This is a genomic window from Sphingobium lactosutens (assembly GCF_013393185.1).
GTDB classification, from domain to species: Bacteria; Pseudomonadota; Alphaproteobacteria; order Sphingomonadales; family Sphingomonadaceae; genus Sphingobium; species Sphingobium lactosutens_A.
Map to the genome: position 1 here is coordinate 79302 of NZ_QJQX01000013.1, position 23455 is coordinate 102756.

Below are 23455 nucleotides of genomic sequence, written 5' to 3' on the forward strand. Positions count from 1 at the left end.
AGCCCGGCCGCCCTCATATTATAGGAGCTGTTTAGCCCTTCAGCACTTCGACCAGCGTCGAACCCAGCTCGGACGGGCTGGCGGCAACCTTGATGCCGGCCGCTTCCATCGCTGCGATCTTGCTTTCCGCGTCGCCCTTGCCGCCCGACACGATCGCGCCGGCATGGCCCATGCGACGGCCCGGAGGGGCAGTACGACCCGCGATGAAGCCGGCCATCGGCTTCTTGCGGCCACGCTTGGCTTCGTCGATCAGGAACTGGGCAGCCTGCTCTTCCGCGTCGCCGCCGATTTCGCCGATCATGATGATCGATTCAGTGGCGTCGTCGGCCAGGAACAGTTCCAGCACGTCGATGAAGTTGGTGCCGTTGACCGGGTCGCCGCCGATGCCGACCGCGGTGGTCTGGCCCAGGCCAGCGTTGGTGGTCTGGAACACGGCTTCATAGGTCAGCGTGCCGGAACGCGACACGACACCGACCGAACCCTTCGAAAAGATCGAACCGGGCATGATGCCGATCTTGCACTCGCCGGGGGTCAGGACGCCGGGGCAGTTCGGGCCGATCAGGCGCGACTTCGAACCCGACAGAGCGCGCTTCACGCGGACCATGTCGAGAACCGGGATGCCTTCGGTGATCGCGACGATCAGCGGGATTTCGGCATCGATCGCTTCCAGGATCGAGTCGGCGGCGAACGGCGGCGGAACGTAGATGACCGAAGCATCGGCGCCGGTCTTCGACTTGGCTTCCGCGACGGTGTCGTACATCGGCAGGCCGATATGGGTCGTGCCGCCCTTGCCGGGGGTCACGCCGGCAACCATCTGGGTGCCGTAGGCCAGAGCCTGTTCGGTGTGGAAGGTGCCGGTGGCACCGGTCATACCCTGGGTGATGACCTTGGTGTTCTTGTTCACCAGAATGGACATATGTGTCCCTTTATTCTCTGTGGACGTGGCACTTGGGTCTAAAGCGTCCCGTTCCAGGCTGCGCACTTACCTGGAACGGGACGGTGCAGCTTGAAAGCTCAGGCGAGCGAGGGATCGATACCCTTGCAGGCTTCCAGCAGTTCCTTGACGGCGTCGACCGACACCTGGAGGTTCGCCTTGGCTTCGTCGTTCAGCTCGATCTCGATGACCTGCTCGACGCCGTCCTTGCCGATGATGACCGGCACGCCGACATAGAGATTGTCGACGCCATATTGGCCGGTCAGGTTGGCGGCGCAGGGCAGCAGACGCTTCTTGTCGCCCAGATAGGCCTCAGCCATGGCGATCGCGCTGGTGGCGGGCGCATAGAAGGCCGAACCGGTCTTGAGCAGCGCGACGATCTCGCCGCCGCCCGAACGGGTGCGCTGCACGATGGCGTCGATGCGCTCCTGGGTCGAACGGCCCTGCTTGATCAGGTCGGGGACAGGGATGCCGGCGACGGTCGAATATTCGATCACCGGAACCATGGTGTCGCCGTGGCCGCCGAGCACGAAGCTGGTGACGTCCTTGGCCGACACGCTGAATTCTTCGGCGAGGAAGTGGTTGAAGCGCGAGCTGTCAAGAACGCCGGCCATGCCAACGACCTTGTTGTGGGGCAGCCCCGAAAATTCGCGAAGCGCCCACACCATCGCGTCGAGCGGGTTGGTGATGCAGATGACGAAGGCGTCGGGCGCGTTGGCGGCGATGCCCTCGCCCACGGCCTTCATGACCTTGAGGTTGATGCCCAGCAGGTCGTCGCGGCTCATGCCCGGCTTGCGGGCGACGCCAGCGGTGACGATGATGACGTCCGCGCCCGCAATGTCGGCATAATCGTTCGAACCGGTAATCTTCGCGTCGAAACCTTCGACCGAAGCGCACTGCGACAGATCGAGCGCCTTGCCCTGCGGCACGCCTTCTACGACGTCGAACAGTACGATATCACCCAGACCCTTGAGCGCCGCGAGGTGCGCCAGCGTGCCTCCGATATTGCCTGCGCCGATGAGCGCGATCTTGTTACGGGCCATATGCAATCATCCTCCAAGTCGTGACTACTGGAATTGCTGGCCCGCCTACGCCCTTCGGAGAGGGGTTTCAACCGCGGAAATCCGTGGAAGCCAAATTATCTTTGCAATTCGTTCGCAATTGCATTAAGGCCGATTCACACCCTGTCGCTGAGGGCTCCTACCCTGGTCCCCAGCCTTCCCTGCAGAGGTATCCTGCCGGGCGTCTTTCCTCCTCGGGGGCGCCCGGCCTGTTTTCCTTTATAAAAATTGCGTTCAGATGAACGGCGCACGCAACATCGGACGGGTGGATTCTACCCGGCGACGAGTTGATCGATGTGCGAAAAGCCTATTTCGGCCCGTGGCCGAGCGCCAGATAGTCGTCGGACTGCATTTCCATCAGGCGCGACACGGTACGCTCGAACTCGAACGCGCCATCGCCCTCCGGATAGAGTCGCATCGGCTCCGCATCGGCTGACGCCAGCAGCTTCACCTTATACTCGTAGAGCGAGTCGATCAGCGTCACAAAGCGTGCAGCCTCGTTGCGCTTCTCCGGCCCCAGCACTGGAACACCGACGATGATGACGGTGTGATATTTGCGCGCGATAGCCAGATAGTCCGGCGCGCCACGCGCCTCCGCACAGAGCCGCTTAAACGAGAAGACCGCAACGCCCTTCAGGCTCTTGGGCACATGCATGGTGCGCCCACCCTGCACGACGATTTCCTCCGAAGGCACCTTTGCCCGATCCTCAACCGAAAAGTCGGTCAGGCGGAAAAAGGCTTCGGACAGCGCCCTCGTCGCTTCCGGGCCGTTAGGGACATGCCACAGCTTCGAATCGCCCAGGCGGTCGCGCCGGTAATCGGTCGGCCCGTTCAGCGTCATCACGTCCAGCTTCGCCTTTATGAGGTCGATGAAAGGCAGGAAAAGCTGGCGGTTTAGGCCATTCTTGTAGAGTTCGTCCGGCTCGCGGTTAGACGTGGTGACGATCGTCACCCGCTTTTCCAGCAGGCCGGTGAACAGGCGCGACATGATCGCGGCATCGGCCATATTGTTGACGACCATCTCGTCGAAGCAGAGCAGCCGCGCCTCTTCGGCCAGCGACTCGACCACCGGCGGGATCGGATCGCCCGTCTCCGACTTGCGCGCCTCGGCCAGCCGCGCATGGACGTCGAGCATGAATTCGTGGAAATGGGCGCGCTTCTTGCGCTTCACCTGAACCGTATCGAAGAACAGGTCCATGAGCATCGATTTGCCGCGCCCGACCCCACCCCACATATAAAGGCCGCGCGGCGGCTCGGGCGCCTTGCGCAGCAGCTTCCACAGGGTCGATCCGCGCGCCGGGGCCGCCTCCAGCTCCTGCTGTAGCCGATCGAGTCGTTCCGCGCCCGCACGCTGGTCCGGGTCAGGCCTCAGTTCGCCGGCCTGCACCAGCGCGTCGTAGCGGGCGATGACGCTCGTCACTTGCGGGTTGGCATCTTGCGCAGTGTCGCGGTGGACGCCGCGACCGGCTGGCCGTTCTGAGTGATGAGCATCCGCAGGAAGAAGAGCCGCCCGGTTTCCTGCAGCACTTCCAACTCAGCGATCAGGTCGGGTCCAACTTTGCCAGCGTCGAGATATTGCATGGAAAGGTCGATGGTCACGCCATTGACCTGCTCCTCACGCCCCATCGCCCAAAGGCCACCGAAATAGGCATGATCGGCGAAGGCAGCCAGAAAACCGCCATGTAGCGTGTCGAGTCGATTGCGATGGCTAGACCGTGTTTCCAGTCCCACCAGCGCCTTCGTCGCGCTCTCGCCACGCATGTAACCACGGCCGATGGCTTGCAGGAAAGTATCGGGATGCGGGTCGGACCATTGCGTCCAACCCGACCATTTTCCCTCGGTCAGCGGTTTCCCGCCCGCAACGCCGTCACTCGCCAACTTACAGCTGCCGTTCGACCATCATCTTCTTGGTTTCGGCGATCGCCTTGGCCGGCGAAAGACCCTTGGGGCAGACATTCGCGCAGTTCATGATGGTGTGGCACCGATAGAGGCGGAAGGGATCTTCCAGCTCGTCGAGACGCTCGCCGGTATATTCGTCGCGGCTGTCGGCCAGCCAGCGATAGGCCTGGAGAAGGATTGCCGGACCCAGGAACTTGTCGCTGTTCCACCAATAGCTAGGACAGCTGGTCGAACAGCAGGCGCACAGGATGCACTCGTAGAGACCGTCCAGCTTTTCGCGGTCGGCGGGCGACTGGAGCCGCTCCTTGCCCGACGGCGGCGGCGACACGGTCTTCAGCCAAGGCTGGATCGAGTTATACTGCGCATAGAAGTGGGTGAAGTCCGGCACCAGATCCTTGATGACGTCCATGTGCGGCAGCGGCGTGATCTGCACCTGCTTGCCCGCGCACTCGTCGATCGCGGTGGTGCAGGCCAGGCCATTGCGGCCGTTCATGTTCATCGAGCAGGAACCGCAAATGCCTTCGCGGCACGACCGGCGGAAGGTCAGCGTCGGATCATATTCATTCTTGATCTTCAGCAGCGCGTCCAGGACCATCGGACCGCACTTGTCGAGGTCGATCTCAAACGTGTCGTAGCGCGGATTTTCGCCGGATTCGGGATCATAGCGATAGACCTTGAAGCTGCGGACATTCGTCGCACCTTCGGGTGCCCTGTGGGTCACACCCTTGCCGTTGATCTTGCTGTTCTTGGGCAAAGCAAATTCGGCCATCGCTCGTCGAGCCTCTTCGTCGATGTCTGTCTGTTGGGGGTCCGCATAGCGAAAAATCTGCAAAGGTCCAGCACTGAGGACCATGTTTCTGTCCCCAAGTCCTTGTTGCAAATGGCTTGCAATTATTCGCTGATCGATCGGCCCGCTTCTTGCTTCCTTCAATATCCACGCTAGGGCGGCGAAATCTGTGGGAAACTTCATATTGCCGATCGACATCGCCTTTCTCGCCATCGCCGAAGCGCAGCAGCTCTATCACTGGCTGCCCGCCGCGCTCGAACTCGCGCGTCGACCCGATATACGGGTCAGCATCCTCTCGCCCTCGGACCAGATACTGGCGTTGGTCGACAGCTATGATCCCGACGGTCGCCTGACCCGCATTCGGCTGCGCCGCCCGCCCTCCGGACCCGACTCGCTGTTCCGCCAGCCCTCGCGGCTGGCGACGCTGCTGCTCAACTATCCGACCATTGCCCGCTTCCCCACGCTGGTGACGACCGAGATCAGCAGCGCCTGGCTGCGCCGCGTCCCCGGCTTCCGCTCCCGGCTGATCCTCATCAAGCACGGCGCGGGCGACCGGGAAGGCGGCTACAAGAAGCGCCACCGCGATTTCGACCTGACGCTGGTCGCCGGCGAGAAGGATCGGCGCCGCATGATCGACCGCGGCCTCTGCACCGAGGAGACGGTCGCAGTCGGCGGCTATCCCAAGTTCGAGCTGAAGGCGGAGCGCCAGCGCTTCTTTCCCGATGACAGGCCGGTGCTGCTCTACAATCCGCATTTCGACCCGCAGCTTTCCTCCTGGATCAACCATGGACCGGCAATGCTGGCAGCGCTTGAGTCGCTGGAGGACTGGAACGTCATCATCGCGCCGCATACGAAGCTGGCGCGCAAGGCGCCGCCGATCGCCAGCAGCGCTCCCCATATTCGCGTCGATATGGGCAGCCGCCATTCGATCGACATGAGCTATACGATGAGCGCGGACGCCTATCTCGGCGACGTGTCGAGCCAGGTCTATGAGTTTCTGATCGAACCGCGCCCCTGCATCTTCCTCAACCTCGATCGGCGCGACGGGTCGGGTGACGCTTTCGCCCACTGGAAGCTGGGGCAGGTGATCGAGCGCGCGGATGCCCTGCCGGATGCCCTGTCCCGCGCGAACGACTTGCAACCGACCTATGTTGCTGCGCAAAAGGCGGCGATGCAGCAATCCATCGACCTGTCCCCGGTCCCCGCCTCGCAGCGGCAGGCCGACCTGATCCTGAATTTTGCCAAGAGTCCTGCATGAGCCAGATCCTGACCACCACCCTCGGCCCCGTTCGCCTGATCGGCGAGAATGCGACGCCGATCTGGGGCATGACCAATGCCGAGCGCAACCGTCGCATGGCCGAGAGTTCCGCAAAGAACGGCAGCACGCTGGCTGAGGGGCATGAACTGCTCTTCAACCTCACCTATGCCTTCGACCCGCTGCTGCTGCGCCTGGCACTGGAAACGCCGGGCACGCTGTTCGCCTGGGCCGGTACGCCGATCGTCGGACAGGTGACGCAGGGCAGCGATCCCCTCACCGCCCCGCATGTCATCGACCTGTCGGACGGCCGCAAGCTCTATAACCGCCAGTTGCGCAAGCTGGAGCAGCCGATGGTGCGCGAACTCACCCCATCGACCCGGCGAGAGATCGAGCGGCGCAGCTATTTCGGCGCCTATAAGGGCGTGACCGACCTGCTCACCAAATATCTCTGGCCCGAACTGGCGCTGATCCTGACCCGCATCGCCGCGCAGTTGAAGATGACCCCCAACATGGTGTCGGTGATCGGCGTCACCCTCTGTCTCGTCGCGACCTTCCTTTTCGCCAAGGGCATGTACTGGAGCGGCTTCCTCTCCGGCTTCATCTTCATGGTGCTGGACACGGTCGACGGGAAGCTCGCCCGCTGCACGATTACCTCGTCCAAATGGGGCAATGTGATCGACCATGGCGTCGACCTGGTCCACCCGCCCTTCTGGTGGTATTTCTGGGGCACGGGCCTGGTTTACTGGGGGCTGCAACTGTCGCCCGCCACCTTCACCTTCATCATGACCGCGGTGATCGCCGGCTATGTGCTGCAACGGCTGATCGAAGGGATGTTCCTCAAGGACTTCAAGATGGACATTCACGTCTGGCGCCCCTTCGACAGCCAGTTCCGCCTAATCACCGCGCGCCGCAACCCGAACATGGTGATCCTGTTCGGCGCGCTGCTGCTCGGCCGCCCCGACATCGGCCTGATCGCGCTGGCCTGGTGGACGATCATTTCGCTGGTGGTGCACGCCGTGCGGCTGGGGCAGGCCTATGCCGTCAGCCGGAGCGGCCGGCCGATCGTCAGCTGGATGGATGAAGCCGAGGCGGCGGCAGCATGAACGCGACGATCGAGAAATTTGGCTGGCCCGCGACTCTGGTGGCGGAGTTCGACCATTGGCTGGTCCTGCTGCGCCCCGCCCAGCCGACGCTGGGATCGCTGATACTGGCGGCGAAAAGCGACGCGACCGCCTTTGGCGACCTGCCGGCCGAGGCCCATGCCGAACTCAAGACCGTCACCGCCACGATCGAGGCTGCGCTGGCGAAAGCGGTGAACTACGGCAGGATGAACTATCTGATGCTGATGATGGTCGACCCGCACGTCCATTTCCACGTCCTGCCCCGCTATGAAGGGACACGCAGCGCGGCCGGCGTGGCGGTCGCGGACGCCGGATGGCCCGGCCAGCCCGACCTTGGCGCGGCGGTGAAGCTGGACAGCGATCTGGACAATCTCAGGGACTGGTTGAAAGGCTATTTCACCAGCGAGATGGCGTAAGCGCTCTACCACGCCTCCGTCATGATCGCGGATGGGAAATATTTTTCGCCACATCCTCTTCTGTCGCTCATAAGCGGCAAAGCAAATCTTGTATGCCGGCAGCCTGCGGAGTGATTGCCTATCGCTCCGACGCGCGGCTAGAGCCGTGAACGATGAGATTGAATCGTTCACGGCTTTATTTGTCTTTTGATTACCGCATTCTGCGAGCCGTCGGCTGTTCCAGCCGACTTCAGAATGCTCTAAAGCCCTCCCCATGACAGCCCCTCTCCCGCCCCGTCATCCGCTGCATTTCGGCAATTTCCGCGCCTATCTGGTCGGGCGGCTGTGCGCCGTGCTGGCGCAGTACAGCATGATGATCGTGCTGGCGTGGCAGGCCTATAATATCGCACGCGAAACGATGTCGACGGCGGGCGCTTCGGCGCAGCTGGGGCTGATCGGGCTGGCGCAGTTCCTGCCGCTCTTCTTCCTGACGCCGATCACCGGCTGGGTCGCGGACCATTATGACCGGCGGGTCATCACCCGCATCACGCTGGCGCTGCTGACCATAGCGTCGGGGCTGCTGGCCTTTGCGACCTATGAAGGCTGGGTCAGCCTGCCGCTGATCTTCGGCATCGCGGTCATTGTCGGCATCACCCGCGCCTTTAACGGGCCGGCCTATGGCGCGCTGGCGCCGAACCTCGTGCCGCCTGCGGTGCTGCCCGAGGCCATCGCCATTTCCAGCGTCGCCTGGCAGGCGGGCATGATCGCGGGACCGGCACTGGGCGGCTATGCCTATGCGGCGACGCCCTGGGGCGCCTATGCGCTGGCCGCGACACTCTATGCTGTGGCGCTGTTGGGCATGCTGATGATCGGCAAGGTGCCCCAGCCGCCACGCGACACCAGCCGCCATCCGGTGCGCCAGATGATCGACGGCTTCTCCTATGTGAAGGGCAACCGGCTGGTGCTGGCGACGATCACGCTCGACCTGTTCGCCGTGCTGCTGGCGGGCGCGACCGCGCTGCTGCCCGTCTATGCCCGCGATATCCTGCATGTAGGGTCGGCCGGCCTGGGTCATCTGGCCGCAGCGCCCGGCGTCGGCGCGGCGGCAACTGCGCTGTGGTTCTCCTTTCGCCCGATGAAGACGGAGGTGGGCCTCAAGATGCTGGCCGCGGTCATCCTCTTCGGCCTGTCCACCATCGCTTTCGGCTGCACCGCCTTCCTGCCGCGCAGCATCGCGGTGGAGGCCGGCATTGTCGCGCTGGTCGTGCTGGGCAGCGCGGACATGGTGTCGGTCTTCGTGCGCCAGTCGCTGGTGCAGATCCACACGCCCGATGCGATGCGCGGCCGCGTGTCGAGCCTGTCGCAGCTCACCATTTCCGCCTCCAACGAACTGGGCGAGGCGGAATCCGGCTTCCTCGCCGCGCTGGTCGGCCCGGTCGCGGCGGTGATCGGCGGCGGCGTGGGCGCGATCATCATCACCCTTATTTGGGCGCGACTCTTCCCCGAATTGCGCCTAGCACGTAGCTTCGATCCACCCGTAAACGGGCGAGCAGATGCCAGCCAGGAGAAGGCCCTATGAAAGCTGCCACGATACTCGAAACCATCGGCAATACGCCGCATATCCGCGTCAGCCGGCTGTTCGCCGACGCGCCGGATGGCACCGAAGTCTGGATCAAGTCGGAACGGTCGAACCCCGGCGGATCGATCAAGGACCGCATTGCCCTCGCCATGATCGAGGCTGCGGAGGCCTCCGGCGAACTCAAGCCCGGCGGCACCATCATCGAGCCGACGTCCGGCAATACCGGCGTTGGCCTTGCCATGGTGGCGGCGGTCAAGGGCTATAAGCTGGTCCTGGTCATGCCCGAAAGCATGTCGATCGAACGCCGCCGGCTGATGCTGGCCTATGGCGCCAGCTTCGACCTCACCCCGCGCGAGAAGGGCATGAAGGGCGCGATCGAGCGCGCGCTGGAACTGGTGTCGCAGACGCCCGACAGCTGGATGCCGCAGCAGTTCGAGAACCCCGCCAATATCGACGTGCATGTCCGCACCACGGCGCAGGAAATCCTGGCCGACTTCGCCGACACGCCGATCGATGCGGTGGTGACGGGCGTGGGCACCGGCGGCCATATCACCGGCGTCGCCGAAGTGCTGAAGAAGCAATGGCCCGGCCTGAAAGTCTATGCGGTCGAGCCGACCCTGTCGCCGGTCATCAGCGGCGGCCAGCCCGGCCCGCACCCGATCCAGGGCATAGGCGCGGGCTTCATCCCGGCGAACCTCCACACCCAGCTGCTCGACGGCGTTATCCAGGTCGATCCGGCGGATGCGAAGGCCTTTGCCCGCCGTGCCGCGACCGAAGAAGGGCTGCTGGTCGGCATCTCTTCGGGGGCCACCCTTGCCGCAATCGCGCAGAAGCTGAAGGAACTCCCGGCCGGTAGCCGTGTTCTGGGCTTCAACTATGATACCGGCGAACGCTATTTGTCGGTGCCGGACTTCCTGCCCGAATAAGATCGTACCGGACAGCGCATGACCGACGCATCCCCCAAAAGCCGGCCACATGCCTTCATGTGGCTGGTCTGGGCGCTGCTGTTCGTCGGCCTGCCCGTGGCGGTGGCCGGCTGGGAAAGCCGGCCACGCCCGCCCGGTGCGTCGGCCCGTTTCGATGCGATGGCGGCGGCGCGGCTGCGTAGGCCGAAAACGCCGCCCCCAGCGGTCGATCCGGTCGAGAATTATGCGCTGCCCCCCGATCAGGCGCGCAGCTTCAACGAGTCCATTCCCTTTTCCCGCGATCCCAATCCGGCCGCTCGCCCCTATGTCTTCGCCGGATCGGAGACGGATCTGGCGCGGGCGACCGACTGCCTGGCGGCGGCGGAACTTTATGAAGCGGGTGATGATAGCGTGGGCGAGAAGGCGGTGGCGCAGGTCGTGCTCAACCGTGTGCGCCATCCCGCCTTTCCCAAGAGCGTATGTGGCGTGGTGTTCCAGGGGCAGGAGCGGACCACCGGCTGCCAGTTCACCTTCACCTGCGACGGGGCGCTGGCGCGGACGCCGGGACAGGCGGCGTGGGAGCGCGCACGCGACATTGCGCGCGGCGCGCTGGCCGGCAAGGTCTACAAGCCGGTCGGCCACGCCACCCATTATCATACCGACTGGGTCGTGCCCTATTGGAGCGGCAGCCTGGACAAGATCACCGCGGTAGGCACCCACCTCTTCTTCCGCTGGCGCGGCTGGTGGGGAACGCCGCCTGCTTTCCGCAAGCGAGCCGAGGGGGGCGAGCCGCTAATCCCGAAGATTGCGCGCCTGTCGACCGCGCATCTGGAAGGCAATGCGCCATCCGCGGAAGGAGAGCCGGTGCTGGTGGCAGGCCTGGGTGCGGTAGCGCTCGCGGCGCAACCGCAGCAGGCGATCGATGCGGCGTCGCTGGGCAAGACGATCGGCGGGGTGCGCCTGACGGTGCTGGGACCGGACGGCAAGAGCTTCATGGTCGAACTGCCGCCCACGGGCACGCCGGACAACTGGCCCGCCATGGCGCAGACCTTCTGCTCCGGACGCACGGAATGCCGGATCATGGCCTGGCGGGCGGGCAGCGCGCCGACCAAGCTGCCGCTGGGCGATGGCGAGATCGAGACGATGAGCTTCGCCTATATCCACAATGCCGCCAGCGGATTGCAGCGGGCGCTGTGGAATTGCGCGCAGACGCCCCGCGCCACCACGAGCCAGTGCATGCGCCAGCGCGTCCCCACGGTGGCGCTGCCGACGCCGGTCGCGCCGGGCGACAGCGGGCTGGCCGGCATCCGGCGCAAGGAGCGGTTCGAGACGGTGAAGATCGGGCCGCCCGATATGGCGGCCAAGCCGGCATCGCCCTGAACATCCTTCGCGGGCGCCGGAGAAGCAGATAAGAAATACGATCCCCGGCCGCCCCTTCACAAATCCGACGGGCTGGCCTATATGGGTCGGCGAACTCCGATCCGGACGGCGCGATTGCGCCCATGGATCGGCCTTGGATTTCTTGCCGGGTTCCGGACCGCGTTGCGCACGGTTTCGGTTAGAATGGGCGGAAATCCTGGGATCACAAGACGCTGACAGTGCGGATCGGACAGTCCCGGCCCGCACTTTTTTGCGTGGCGGAAAATGGGCGAATCACCCCTTTTATCCTCCATGCCAGGCTGAATTTTCGCCGGGATGCGAAAAAACGCGACGAATGAAGGCAAGGACAACGCATGGCGACCAAGGCTCTCCCAACGATCAACACCGGCGCTAAGAAGCGCATCCGCAAGGTGTTCGGCGACATCCACGAAGTGGTGCAGATGCCGAACCTGATCGAAGTGCAAAGGGAGAGCTACGAGCAGTTCCTGCGCTCCGACCCGTCGATCGGCTATGTGTCGGGTCTGGAAAAGACGCTGCGCTCGGTCTTCCCGATCCGCGACTTCGCCGGCACCGCCGAGATGGACTTCGTTCATTACGAGCTGGAAGACCCGAAGTACGACGTCGAGGAATGCCGCCAGCGCGGCATCACCTATGCTGCGCCGATGCGCGTCACGCTGCGCCTGATCGTGTTCGAAGTCGACCAGGACACCGAAACCCGTTCGGTCCTCGATATCAAGGAGCAGGACGTGTACATGGGCGACATGCCGCTCATGACGCAGAACGGCACCTTCATCGTCAACGGCACCGAACGCGTCATCGTGTCGCAGATGCACCGTTCGCCGGGCGTCCTGTTCGACCATGACCGTGGCAAGACCCATTCGTCGGGCAAATATCTGTTCGCCGCGCGCGTCATCCCCTATCGCGGTTCCTGGCTGGATTTCGAATTCGACGCCAAGGACATCGTCAACGTTCGTATCGACCGCAAGCGCAAGCTGCCGGTCACAGCGCTGCTGTTCGCGCTGGGCCTGACGCCGGAAGACATTCTGGGCGAGTTCTACAACAAGGTGACATATGTCCGCGGCGAAGGCGGCTGGCAGATTCCCTATCTCGCCGAAGCCTGGCGCGGCCTGAAGCCCGCCTTCGACATCGTCGACGCCAAGTCGGGCGAAGTCGTGTTCGCCGCCGGTCATAAGATTTCGCCCCGCGCCGCCAACAAGGCGGAGAAGGACGGGCTTGAGACGCTGCTGATCCCGACCGAGGAAATCTTCGGCCGCTACAGCGCCTACGACCTGATCAACGAAAGCACCGGCGAGATCTACATCGAGGCCGGCGACGAAGTGTCGCCTGAGAACCTCGAAAAGCTGGACCGTGCGGGCATCGATCGCCTGGAACTGCTCGACATCGACCATGTCACCACCGGTCCCTGGATCCGCAATACGCTCAAGGCCGACAAGGCCGAGGAACGCGACCAGGCGCTGAGCGACATCTATCGCGTCATGCGCCCCGGCGAACCGCCGACGAAGGAAACGGCCGAAGCGCTGTTCGCCGGCCTCTTCTTCGACGCCGAGCGCTATGACCTGTCCGCCGTCGGCCGCGTCAAGATGAACATGCGCCTCGACCTGGACGCAGAGGACACCGTCACCACCCTGCGCGTCGAGGACATCCTCGCCGTGGTCAAGGAACTGGTGAACCTGAAGGACGGCAAGGGCGAGATCGACGATATCGACAATCTCGGCAACCGTCGCGTCCGCTCGGTCGGCGAGCTGCTGGAGAACCAGTATCGCGTCGGCCTGCTGCGCATGGAGCGTGCGGTCAAGGAACGCATGTCCTCCGTCGACGTGTCGACCGTGATGCCGAACGACCTCATCAACGCGAAGCCCGCCGTGGCTGCTGTGCGTGAATTCTTCGGCTCCTCGCAGCTGTCGCAGTTCATGGACCAGACCAACCCGCTGTCGGAAGTCACCCACAAGCGCCGCGTGTCGGCGCTTGGGCCGGGCGGTCTGACCCGTGAGCGCGCCGGCTTCGAAGTCCGCGACGTTCACCCGACCCATTACGGCCGTATCTGCCCGATCGAAACGCCCGAAGGCCCGAACATCGGTCTGATCAACAGCCTTGCGACCTTCAGCCGCGTCAACAAATATGGCTTCATCGAAACGCCCTATCGCAAGGTGATCGACGGCAAGGTGACGAACGACGTCGTCTATCTGTCGGCGATGGAAGAAGCCAAGCATACGATCGCGCAGGCGAACGCGGAGCTGAACGCCGACCACAGCTTCACCGAGGATCTGATTTCCGCCCGTGAAGCCGGCGAATTCCTGATGGCGCCCAAGGACAACATCACCCTGATGGACGTCAGCCCCAAGCAGCTGGTGTCGGTCGCGGCCTCGCTCATTCCGTTCCTGGAAAATGACGACGCCAACCGCGCGCTCATGGGATCGAACATGCAGCGTCAGGCGGTGCCGCTGGTCCGTGCCGAAGCGCCGTTCGTCGGCACCGGCATGGAAGGCACGGTTGCGCGTGACTCGGGCGCTGCCATCGCCGCGCGGCGCGCGGGCATCGTCGACCAGGTCGACGCGACCCGTATCGTTATTCGCGCCACCGGCGATGTCGAACCCGGCCAGTCGGGCGTCGACATCTACACGCTGCAGAAGTTCCAGCGGTCCAACCAGGACACCTGCATCAACCAGCGTCCGCTGGTGAAGGTGGGCGAACTGGTGCAGGCCGGCGACGTCATCGCCGACGGCCCGTCGACCGAGATGGGCGAGCTGGCGCTGGGCCGCAACGTGCTCGTCGCGTTCATGCCCTGGAACGGTTACAACTATGAAGACTCCATCCTGATCTCCGAGCGGATCGTGAAGGATGACGTCTTCACCTCGATCCATATCGAGGAGTTCGAGGTCATGGCCCGCGACACCAAGCTGGGGCCGGAAGACATCACCCGCGACATCCCCAACGTTGGTGAAGAAGCGCTGCGCAACCTCGACGAGGCGGGCATCGTCTATATCGGCGCCGAAGTGGAGCCGGGCGATATCCTGGTCGGCAAGATCACCCCCAAGGGTGAATCGCCGATGACCCCGGAAGAAAAGCTGCTCCGCGCGATCTTCGGTGAAAAGGCGAGCGACGTGCGCGACACGTCCCTGCGTCTGCCGCCGGGCGTTGCCGGTACGGTCGTCGAAGTGCGCGTGTTCAACCGCCACGGTATCGACAAGGACGAGCGTGCCATGGCGATCGAGCGGGAGGAAATCGACCGCCTCGCCAAGGATCGCGAGGACGAACGCGGCATTCTGAACCGTGCGACCTTCAACCGTCTGGCGGAAATGCTGATCGGCCAGACCGCTTCGGCAGCGCCCAAGGGCGTCAAGAAGGGCGTGGTCATCGACGAGGACCTGCTGGCAGAAGTCGAGCGTCACGAATGGTGGAAGTTCGCGGTCGAGGACGATCTCCGTCAGACCGGCATCGAAGCCGTCAAGGCGCAGTATGACGAAGCGGTGAAGCTGATTGTCGAGAAGTTCGAGGATCGCGTCGACAAGCTGCAGCGCGGCGACGAACTGCCCCCGGGCGTGCTGAAGATGGTCAAGGTCTTCGTTGCGGTGAAGCGCAAGCTGCAGCCGGGTGACAAGATGGCCGGCCGTCACGGCAACAAGGGTATCATCTCGCGCATCCTGCCGGCCGAAGACATGCCGTTCCTGGAGGATGGCACCCCGGTCGACTTCGTGCTGAACCCGCTGGGCGTGCCGTCGCGCATGAACGTCGGTCAGATCTTCGAGACGCATCTGGGCTGGGCCGCTCGCGGCCTGGGCGCCCAGATCGGCAAGGCGCTGGACAGCTGGCGCGAAGCCAATCCGAACCCCGAGGCCGGCGCACCGCCAGAAGCGATCAAGGACCTGCTCAAGACGATCTATGGCGCCAATTACACCGCCGAGATCGACCAGCGCAGTGCCGAGGATATCGTCGAGCTGGCGCAGAATGTCCGTGGCGGCGTTCCGATGGCGACCCCGGTGTTCGACGGCGCGGTCGAAGCCGACGTGTCGGCGATGCTGAAGCTGGCAGGCCTGGATGAATCGGGTCAGGTGACTCTGTTCGACGGCCGCACCGGCGACAGCTTCGACCGCAAGGTGACTGTGGGCTACAAATATGTCCTGAAGCTGCACCACCTGGTCGACGACAAGATCCATGCACGCTCCATCGGCCCCTACTCGCTCGTCACCCAGCAGCCGCTGGGCGGTAAGGCGCAGTTCGGTGGCCAGCGCTTCGGTGAAATGGAAGTGTGGGCGCTCCAGGCCTATGGCGCCGCCTACACGCTGCAGGAAATGCTGACGGTGAAGTCGGACGACGTGGTCGGCCGCACCAAGGTCTACGAGGCGATCGTCAAGGGCGACGACACGTTCGAGGCCGGCATTCCCGAAAGCTTCAACGTGCTGGTCAAGGAAATGCGCTCGCTGGGTCTCAACGTCGAACTCGCGTCCATGGACGAGGTCGAGGACGACGACGGTTTCGCGGCAGCGGCGGAATAAGGGATTGCCGGGCGCCGTCATGGCGGCGCCCGCTCCCCGTCTTCGCCCGAGAAATACACCCTCTAGAGGGACTTGAAATATGAACGAACTGACGAACTTCGCCAATCCGATCCAGAAGCCGGAAACCTTCGACCAGATCCAGATCGGCCTCGCCTCCCCGGAGCGTATCCGCAGCTGGTCCTTCGGCGAGATCAAGAAGCCGGAAACCATCAACTATCGCACGTTCAAGCCCGAGCGTGACGGCCTGTTCTGCGCCCGCATCTTCGGTCCGATCAAGGACTATGAGTGCCTGTGCGGCAAGTACAAGCGCATGAAGTACAAGGGCATCGTCTGCGAAAAGTGCGGCGTGGAAGTGACCGTGTCCAAGGTCCGCCGCGAACGCATGGGCCATATCGAACTGGCCGCCCCTGTCGCGCATATCTGGTTCCTGAAGTCGCTGCCTTCGCGCATCGGCCTGCTGCTCGACATGCAGCTCAAGCAGCTTGAGCGCGTGCTGTATTTCGAATCCTACATCGTCACCGAGCCGGGCCTGACGCCGCTGGAGAAGTTCCAGCTGCTGACCGAGGACGAACTGCTCGACGCGCAGGACGAATATGGCGAGGACGCCTTCTCCGCCGGCATCGGCGCCGAGGCCGTCAAGCAGATGCTGATGGACCTCGACCTGGAAGGCGAGAAGCTGGCGCTGCTCGAAGAGCTGGCGACCACCAAGTCGGAACTGAAGCCCAAGAAGATCATCAAGCGCCTGAAGGTCGTCGAGAGCTTCCTGGAATCGGGCAACCGTCCCGAATGGATGATCCTGGACGTGGTGCCGGTCATTCCGCCGGAACTGCGCCCGCTGGTTCCGCTGGACGGCGGCCGCTTCGCGACGTCGGACCTCAACGACCTGTATCGCCGCGTCATCAACCGTAACAACCGCCTGAAGCGGCTGATGGAACTGCGTGCGCCGGACATCATCGTCCGCAACGAAAAGCGCATGCTGCAGGAAGCCGTCGACGCCCTGTTCGACAACGGCCGTCGCGGCCGCGTCATCACCGGCGCCAACAAGCGTCCGCTCAAGTCGCTGTCCGACATGCTCAAGGGCAAGCAGGGCCGCTTCCGTCAGAACCTGCTCGGCAAGCGCGTCGACTATTCGGGCCGTTCGGTCATCGTGACCGGCCCGGAACTCAAGCTGCACCAGTGCGGCCTGCCCAAGAAGATGGCGCTCGAACTGTTCAAGCCGTTCATCTACGCGCGTCTGGACGCCAAGGGTCTGTCCATGACCCTGAAGCAGGCCAAGAAGTGGGTCGAGAAGGAGCGCAAGGAAGTCTGGGACATCCTCGACGAAGTCATTCGCGAGCACCCGGTCATGCTGAACCGCGCGCCGACGCTGCACCGCCTGGGCATCCAGGCGTTCGAGCCGGTCCTCATCGAAGGCAAGGCGATCCAGCTGCACCCGCTCGTCTGCTCGGCTTTCAACGCCGACTTCGACGGCGACCAGATGGCCGTCCACGTGCCGCTCTCGCTGGAAGCCCAGCTGGAAGCCCGCGTGCTGATGATGTCGACCAACAACATCCTCTCGCCCGCCAACGGCAAGCCGATCATCGTTCCGTCGCAGGACATGGTGCTGGGTATCTATTACCTGTCCATGGAGCGCGAAGGCGAGCCGGGCGAAGGCATGCTCCTGTCCGACATGCAGGAGGTCCACCAGGCTCTCTATGCCAAGGCCGTCACCCTGCACTCGAAGATCATCAGCCGCGTGCCGCAGACCGACGAGAACGGTCAGCAGTATATGAAGCGCTTTGAGACCACGCCGGGCCGCATGCTGCTGGGCGAATGTCTGCCCAAGTCGCACAAGGTGCCCTTCGACGTCGTCAACCGCCTTCTGACCAAGAAGGAAATCGGCGACGTCATCGACCAGGTCTATCGTCACACCGGCCAGAAGGACACGGTGCTGTTCGCCGACGCCATCATGTCGCTGGGCTTCCGTCATGCATTCCAGGCCGGCATCAGCTTCGGCAAGGACGACATGGTCATCCCCGACAGCAAGGTGACGCTGGTTGACGAAACCAAGGCGCTGGTGGCCGATTATGAGCAGCAGTATCAGGACGGTCTGATCACGCAGCAGGAAAAGTACAACAAGGTGATCGACGCCTGGAGCCGTTGCGGCGACCAGGTCGCGAACGCCATGATGGACGAAATCCGCGCCCAGCCCAAGGATCCGCAGACCGGCCGTCTGGCGCCGATCAACTCGATCTACATGATGGCTCACTCCGGCGCCCGTGGTTCGCAGGCCCAGATGAAGCAGCTCGCCGGTATGCGCGGCCTGATGGCCAAGCCGTCGGGCGAGATCATCGAGACGCCGATCATCTCCAACTTCAAGGAAGGCCTGACCGTCCTTGAATATTTCAACTCGACCCACGGCGCTCGTAAGGGCCTGGCGGACACCGCGCTCGAGACGGCGAACTCGGGCTATCTGACCCGCCGTCTGGTCGACGTGTCGCAGGACTGCACGGTCGTCGAGGAAGATTGCGGCACCGAAAAGGCGCTGGAGATGAAGGCCATCGTCCAGGGTGGTTCGGTCATCGCCTCGCTCGGCGAGCGCATCCTGGGCCGCACCACGGCGCAGGACATCGTCGATAGCAAGGACGGCAGCGTGGTGATCCCGATCGGCACCCTGCTGGACGAAGCCATGATCGCGCAGATCGAGGCGATCGGCACGCAGGCCGTGAAGATCCGCAGCCCGCTGATCTGCGAAAGCAAGATGGGCGTGTGCGGCAAGTGCTACGGCCGTGACCTCGCCCGCGGTACACCGGTGAATATCGGCGAAGCGGTCGGCGTCATCGCGGCGCAGTCGATCGGTGAACCGGGTACGCAGCTCACCATGCGTACCTTCCACATCGGCGGCGCGGCGAACTTCAACGAAACGTCGAACCTCGAATCCATGTCGGACGGCACGATCGAACTGCGTGACATGCCGACCATCATGGACAAGAACGGCCGCCGCCTGTCGCTCGCTCGCAACGGCGAGATCGCGATCATCGACAATGAGGGTCGCGAGCGCGAAACGCACCGCCTGCCTTACGGCGCCACCATCCTGTTTGCGGATGGCGACACCGTGAAGAAGGGCGACCGCTTCGCCGAGTGGGATCCGTTCACCATGCCGGTGATCACGGAAAAGCCCGGTATCGTTAAGTATGTCGACCTGATCGACAACAAGACGCTGACCGAGCAGACCGACGAAGCGACCGGTATCGCGCAGCGCGTGGTGATCGAGCATCGCGGCGCCGCCCGCACCAAGGAAGATCTCCGTCCGCGCCTCACCCTGCTTGACGACCAGTCGGGTGAAGCCGGCCGCTACATGCTGGCGGTGGGTGCCACCCTGTCGGTCGATGACGGTGCGCCGGTTCAGGCCGGTGACGTGCTGGCGCGTGTCAGCCGCGAAGCGGCCAAGACCCGCGACATCACCGGTGGTCTGCCGCGCGTCGCCGAACTGTTCGAAGCCCGCAAGCCCAAGGACAATGCGATCATTGCCAAGGTGTCGGGCCGCGTCCAGTTCCTCAAGGATTACAAGGCGAAGCGCAAGATCGCCATCAATCCTGAGGATGGCGGCGAGCCGGTCGAATATCTGATCCCCAAGAGCAAGGTGATCGACGTTCAGGAAGGCGACTATGTGAAGCGTGGCGACAACCTGATCGGTGGTTCGCCTGACCCGCATGACATTCTGGAAGTTCTCGGCATCGAGCCGCTGGCCGAATATCTGGTCGCGGAAATCCAGGAAGTCTATCGCTTGCAGGGCGTGAAGATCAACGACAAGCACATCGAGACGATCGTTCGTCAGATGCTGCAGAAGGTCGAGATCATCGAGTCCGGCGACACCACGCTGCTGGTGGGCGAGCAGGTCGACCGCGAGGAAATGGACGAGATCAACAGCAAGCTCCAGCCGGGCTTCGCGCCCGCCGCGGGCAAGCCGGTGCTGCTCGGCATCACCAAGGCCTCGCTGCAGACCCGTTCGTTCATCTCGGCCGCGTCCTTCCAGGAAACCACCCGCGTCCTCACGGAAGCGGCGGTTCAGGGCAAGAAGGACACGCTGGTCGGCCTGAAGGAAAACGTCATCGTCGGCCGCCTCATCCCGGCGGGCACCGGCGCGGGCATGAACCGCATGCGCGTTGCCGCCTCGTCGCGTGACGCGGCGATGCGGGCCGCGCTGCGCGCTTCCAGCCAGGTCGACCTGATCGCGCCCAAGACCGCTGCGCAAGAGCATGCGGCCGAACTGCGCCAGGGCCCGGAAGCGGCGATCGGCGACGATCCACTGGCCGCCGTCCAGGGTGAGGACTTCACCACCGAGGACATGGAATAAGCGCTTTGGAAGTTAGGGAGCCGCTCCTTCAGGGAGCGGCTCCCAAGCCTTTGCAGCCGTGATGGACGCAAAAAAGCCCGCCGGATGCGTCAGCGTCGGCGGGCTTTTTTTGAGCAGGATGACATAAGACAAATCCCGCCATCTCAACGTAAAGTCATCTCGCTCCAATTGAAGGGCAGGTGGCCCCTGCCCGTTCGCAAATGCGTCAGCGATCGATCGTCACATCATCGAAATAGACGGTCTGGTGGCCGGTGACGTCCGCGCTGCGATAGCTGCCAAGCTCCGCCCCCAGTTGCGGGCTGACGGCAAATTGGGCCGGGTTGAAACCCCATGGCACGATCTTGTCGACCTTTTCCTGGTCGTTCAGCCAGAAACCGATCCTGCCAGCCATATCGCCGCCACGCCGCGCGGACTGGAGCACGAAGCTATAGCTGTTCCACTCCCCCTTACGGATCGTGCCGCGATAGAGAACGCCGGGATCGCGCGTGTCATAATAGCGATAATTCAGTGCTCCCGGATTGCGGACGGCGATAATGAACTCTTCTACATCCGGTGACTTGTCCTTGCGTCGCGACACCGGGACGATTCGCAGCGACACGACAGGGCCGCCGGGCTTGATATCCTCGCCATTGGGATTGCCGCCCGCCTTGGCCGGCTGGAAGATCTGGAAATGGATCATCTGATGCAGCGGCGTGTCATAGCGATTGTCCAGCTTCATGGAAAAACGGATCCGCGTCGTGCCGCCGTCGCCGATCACGATTCTGCCCCCTTCCCCACCGGGCAAGGGTTTGTAATGCGACCAGAAGCTGTACATGATCTTGTTCTTGGCCGCCCCTTTCTCGCTCGGATCCAATGACACGCGCAGGCAGCTGGGCGGGGTATGGCATCCCTGCGACACGATTTGGGGACGATCCGCCGCCTTGGTGCCTTTGTCGATCGTCGCGCGGAAATCCTGCCGGCTACGCGCATCAACAATGGTGCTCGATTGCTTCGACGCCATTGCCTGCCCTTCGTCGAAATCCATGGACAGACGGCGCCGCGGCTCCGAAGCGGCGATCGTTGCGCTTGCCCCGCAGATCAACAGGCAAGTCCATTTCACAGCAGTCAACTGACGCGCCATATCCGATATCCTTCATCTTCGGGAACGGGATCAACGTGAGAATGCCAATAGCGATCCATCATGCTAACCATATGAACTTGGACGATGGCTGAACAGGAGCGATCCACGGCATCGATGCGCAGGCCAGCCGCCTATTTTCTACTTATTCAATAGAGAAACTTGTTGACTCCCGCGCGGGCCGGCAGATAGATCAATGGATATTATCCGGGGCGAATTTTCGCACCCTGTGCGACCGAGGCGACCACGCCAGGCTCATTCATGACAAGAGGCTGAAGCGTGACCCAAGTTCTGCATCATCCATTCCAGACGACCGAGCAGCAATTGCAGCTGTGCAATCAGGTCGTGGAAAAGTGCCGTGAGAGCAATGAACCACTTTCGGAGCTGGTCGCGATTCTCGCGCAGATCCTGTCGGCCAGACTGGCCGATGAAAGTGCGGCATTTCATTAAAAAAGCCACGGGCCGCGTTGCGGCCGGTGCCCTACCTCATCGCTTTACGACCAGCTTTTTCGGCCGATATTCTTCCAGGCCATCATCGATCAATTGCTCCAATCCATCGAGCGCCCGCGATGGGTTGGACATGTCGAGGCCGCGCATCTGCCATGGTGCGAACCGCCACCACTGAAGGCGAAGAAGCCGTTCGACCAGCAGTTCGTCGAAGCGGAACTTGATGATCTTGGCAGGCGAACCGACCGCCATGGCATAAGGCGGAATGTCCTTGGTCACGACGCTACGCGCACCGATGACCGCGCCATCCCCGATCGTCACGCCATTTTTGATATAGACGCCATGGGCGATCCAGCAGTCATTGCCGATCCGGGTGGGCTGTGGGCGGCCCAGGACGGCGTTCTTCACATGCGCCGAACGGTCGGCTTCATATTCGGCCTTGAACTCAAAGCCGTCGCGAACATCGAAAATACCCTGCTGATATTGGAAGGGGTGCGTACTCAGCCAGTCGACCGGATGATTTCCCTGCCCGATATGTAGCTGATTAGCGAGCGAGCAATAGCGTCCGATATGCGTATGATAGAGGAAGCCACCGGAAACATAGGAAAAGGCCCCCATGCTGAAGTCATGAAAAATCCGTGTTTCCGATATGCGTACAGGCGGTTCGATCTCACCCCAGAGCCGAGCGATTTCCTTTGCCGACATATTGTGATTTATTCCGAAATTACGGAATATCTCCACGATCTCCTTATTCTTGTTTGAAACGTTCATTCTTTTCTTTCTTCAGAAATTTCGTTCGCGGATCAATAATCGGCCAGCGTAGGATTCATGTCCCATATCTCCGCCGTCTCAGGATACAGATTCCGCATCTGCGAAATTTCTTTCTGATAGACGCTATTGAGAAATTCAATATCCTCCGGCTCGACGATCGGTGGATCGACTTCGAGCATTTTCTTGTAGCGATTGTCCTGCATCTTCAGACGCAGAACCTGATCGATCCCATCCTGGAATATCAATGATCGGCCATCATAGCCGATCCGGAAATTCGCGTTGCTGTCTTCCTTGATATTTTTGCCCACGCGATCCGCCACCGCATCCGGGTCAAGACCAAGCCATTGGAATATCTCGCGATCATAGGCCGATTTATTCTTCCCATACTTTTCAAGGAAGAAGACTCGCATATTGTCTTCGCTGAAGACCTTTCGATAATTTGCGATATGATCGGAATAAAAACCAATATCCACCAACCCGAATTTCTTCGGCAGGTTCCGAATCCGGTCGGCCGTTCCGATACGGCCCATGCGAAATTGGTGAAAGAAGCCCGAAATGGCCCGCAGCGAAGGATGGCGCAGGATGACGAGAATCTTCGTTCGCGATCCGAGGAAGGATTTGATGGATTCCGGGATCGGCGGCTTGGCCCTCTTGGCAGGCACGTAAAAGCGGGTATCTTCCCGCTCCGTCCAGAGATAGCCAGGGGTTGCGTCCAGTCGATAGACCGCTTCACCGCCCGACACGTAGCGCTGGAGATAGGCTTCTATCTCCAGATACCATCGCTCCTTGGTGAAGAAATTCAGCTCCTTCTCGGGCGGCATAAAAATCTGCGGATGAGCGGCAAGGCGCGTCGCCAGGGTCGTCGTTCCCGCTTTCTGTGCTCCGGCGATGATCAGATTGGGACGAACGTCTAAGGGCATTTCTTGCTTAATTCTTCCGCAATTTGGATTT

The 23455-nt window shown here is 62.6% G+C and carries 17 protein-coding genes; 9 read left to right on the forward strand and 8 right to left on the reverse strand.

Annotated elements, in window-relative coordinates; genetic code table 11:
- Positions 1-31: 31 nt before the first annotated feature.
- From sucD to DM806_RS00810, 5 genes are all read right to left on the reverse strand, one after another.
- A complete protein-coding gene (gene sucD, locus DM806_RS00790; RefSeq protein ID WP_088182010.1) occupies positions 32-916 on the reverse strand; it encodes a succinate--CoA ligase subunit alpha in 885 nt (294 codons plus the stop codon).
- Between the two features lie 98 nt (positions 917-1014).
- On the reverse strand, positions 1015-1977 hold the full coding sequence (gene mdh, locus DM806_RS00795; RefSeq protein WP_179041377.1) for a malate dehydrogenase: 963 nt from the start codon (positions 1975-1977) through the stop codon (positions 1015-1017).
- A 325-nt stretch (positions 1978-2302) separates the two neighbouring features.
- Entirely contained in the window at positions 2303-3415 is a 1113-nt protein-coding gene (gene zapE, locus DM806_RS00800; RefSeq protein WP_179041378.1) for a cell division protein ZapE, read from the reverse strand.
- Positions 3412-3873 (reverse strand): PaaI family thioesterase, encoded by a 462-nt coding sequence (locus DM806_RS00805; protein WP_179041379.1) that lies wholly within the window; start codon positions 3871-3873, stop codon positions 3412-3414. Before DM806_RS00805 ends, zapE begins: the two co-directional genes overlap by 4 nt.
- 1 nt (position 3874) lies before the next feature.
- Positions 3875-4663, reverse strand: coding sequence for a succinate dehydrogenase iron-sulfur subunit (locus DM806_RS00810; RefSeq protein WP_179041380.1), 789 nt, complete (start codon positions 4661-4663; stop codon positions 3875-3877).
- A 202-nt stretch (positions 4664-4865) separates the two neighbouring features.
- On the opposite strand from DM806_RS00810, the gene DM806_RS00815 reads away from it, so the two are divergent.
- The 8 genes from DM806_RS00815 (at position 4866) to rpoC (ending at position 20169) form a co-directional block, all read left to right on the forward strand.
- On the forward strand, positions 4866-5939 hold the full coding sequence (locus DM806_RS00815) for a CDP-glycerol glycerophosphotransferase family protein (protein WP_179041408.1): 1074 nt from the start codon (positions 4866-4868) through the stop codon (positions 5937-5939).
- A complete protein-coding gene (locus DM806_RS00820; protein ID WP_179041381.1) occupies positions 5936-7042 on the forward strand; it encodes a CDP-alcohol phosphatidyltransferase family protein in 1107 nt (368 codons plus the stop codon). The genes DM806_RS00815 and DM806_RS00820 overlap by 4 nt, the downstream gene beginning before the upstream one ends.
- Positions 7039-7476: an HIT family protein gene (locus DM806_RS00825; RefSeq protein ID WP_179041382.1), complete on the forward strand. Its 438-nt coding sequence runs from the start codon at positions 7039-7041 to the stop codon at positions 7474-7476. Before DM806_RS00820 ends, DM806_RS00825 begins: the two co-directional genes overlap by 4 nt.
- A gap of 253 nt (positions 7477-7729) precedes the next feature.
- Complete coding sequence (locus tag DM806_RS00830) at positions 7730-9034, forward strand: MFS transporter (protein WP_179041383.1); 1305 nt, start codon at positions 7730-7732, stop codon at positions 9032-9034.
- Positions 9031-9960, forward strand: a complete 930-nt coding sequence (gene cysK / locus DM806_RS00835) for a cysteine synthase A (protein ID WP_179041384.1) — start codon at positions 9031-9033, stop codon at positions 9958-9960. The genes DM806_RS00830 and cysK overlap by 4 nt, the downstream gene beginning before the upstream one ends.
- A gap of 18 nt (positions 9961-9978) precedes the next feature.
- A complete protein-coding gene (locus DM806_RS00840; RefSeq protein ID WP_179041385.1) occupies positions 9979-11319 on the forward strand; it encodes a cell wall hydrolase in 1341 nt (446 codons plus the stop codon).
- 353 nt (positions 11320-11672) lie between these two features.
- Positions 11673-15833: a DNA-directed RNA polymerase subunit beta gene (gene rpoB / locus DM806_RS00845; protein WP_179041386.1), complete on the forward strand. Its 4161-nt coding sequence runs from the start codon at positions 11673-11675 to the stop codon at positions 15831-15833.
- A gap of 79 nt (positions 15834-15912) precedes the next feature.
- Positions 15913-20169, forward strand: a complete 4257-nt coding sequence (rpoC, locus tag DM806_RS00850; RefSeq protein ID WP_179041387.1) for a DNA-directed RNA polymerase subunit beta' — start codon at positions 15913-15915, stop codon at positions 20167-20169.
- 205 nt (positions 20170-20374) lie between these two features.
- Here the strand turns inward: rpoC and DM806_RS00855 are convergent, their stop codons facing one another.
- A complete protein-coding gene (locus DM806_RS00855; RefSeq protein WP_179041388.1) occupies positions 20375-21289 on the reverse strand; it encodes a hypothetical protein in 915 nt (304 codons plus the stop codon).
- A gap of 276 nt (positions 21290-21565) precedes the next feature.
- On the opposite strand from DM806_RS00855, the gene DM806_RS00860 reads away from it, so the two are divergent.
- Entirely contained in the window at positions 21566-21736 is a 171-nt protein-coding gene (locus DM806_RS00860; RefSeq protein WP_179041389.1) for a hypothetical protein, read from the forward strand.
- A 36-nt stretch (positions 21737-21772) separates the two neighbouring features.
- On the opposite strand, the gene DM806_RS27545 is transcribed toward DM806_RS00860, so the two are convergent.
- The gene (locus tag DM806_RS27545; protein WP_306294726.1) at positions 21773-22504 is read right to left on the reverse strand and encodes a CatB-related O-acetyltransferase; all 732 of its coding nucleotides are present in this window, start codon (positions 22502-22504) and stop codon (positions 21773-21775) included.
- Between the two features lie 32 nt (positions 22505-22536).
- The gene (locus tag DM806_RS00870; protein WP_179041390.1) at positions 22537-23424 is read right to left on the reverse strand and encodes a sulfotransferase domain-containing protein; all 888 of its coding nucleotides are present in this window, start codon (positions 23422-23424) and stop codon (positions 22537-22539) included.
- Positions 23425-23455 lie beyond the last annotated feature (31 nt).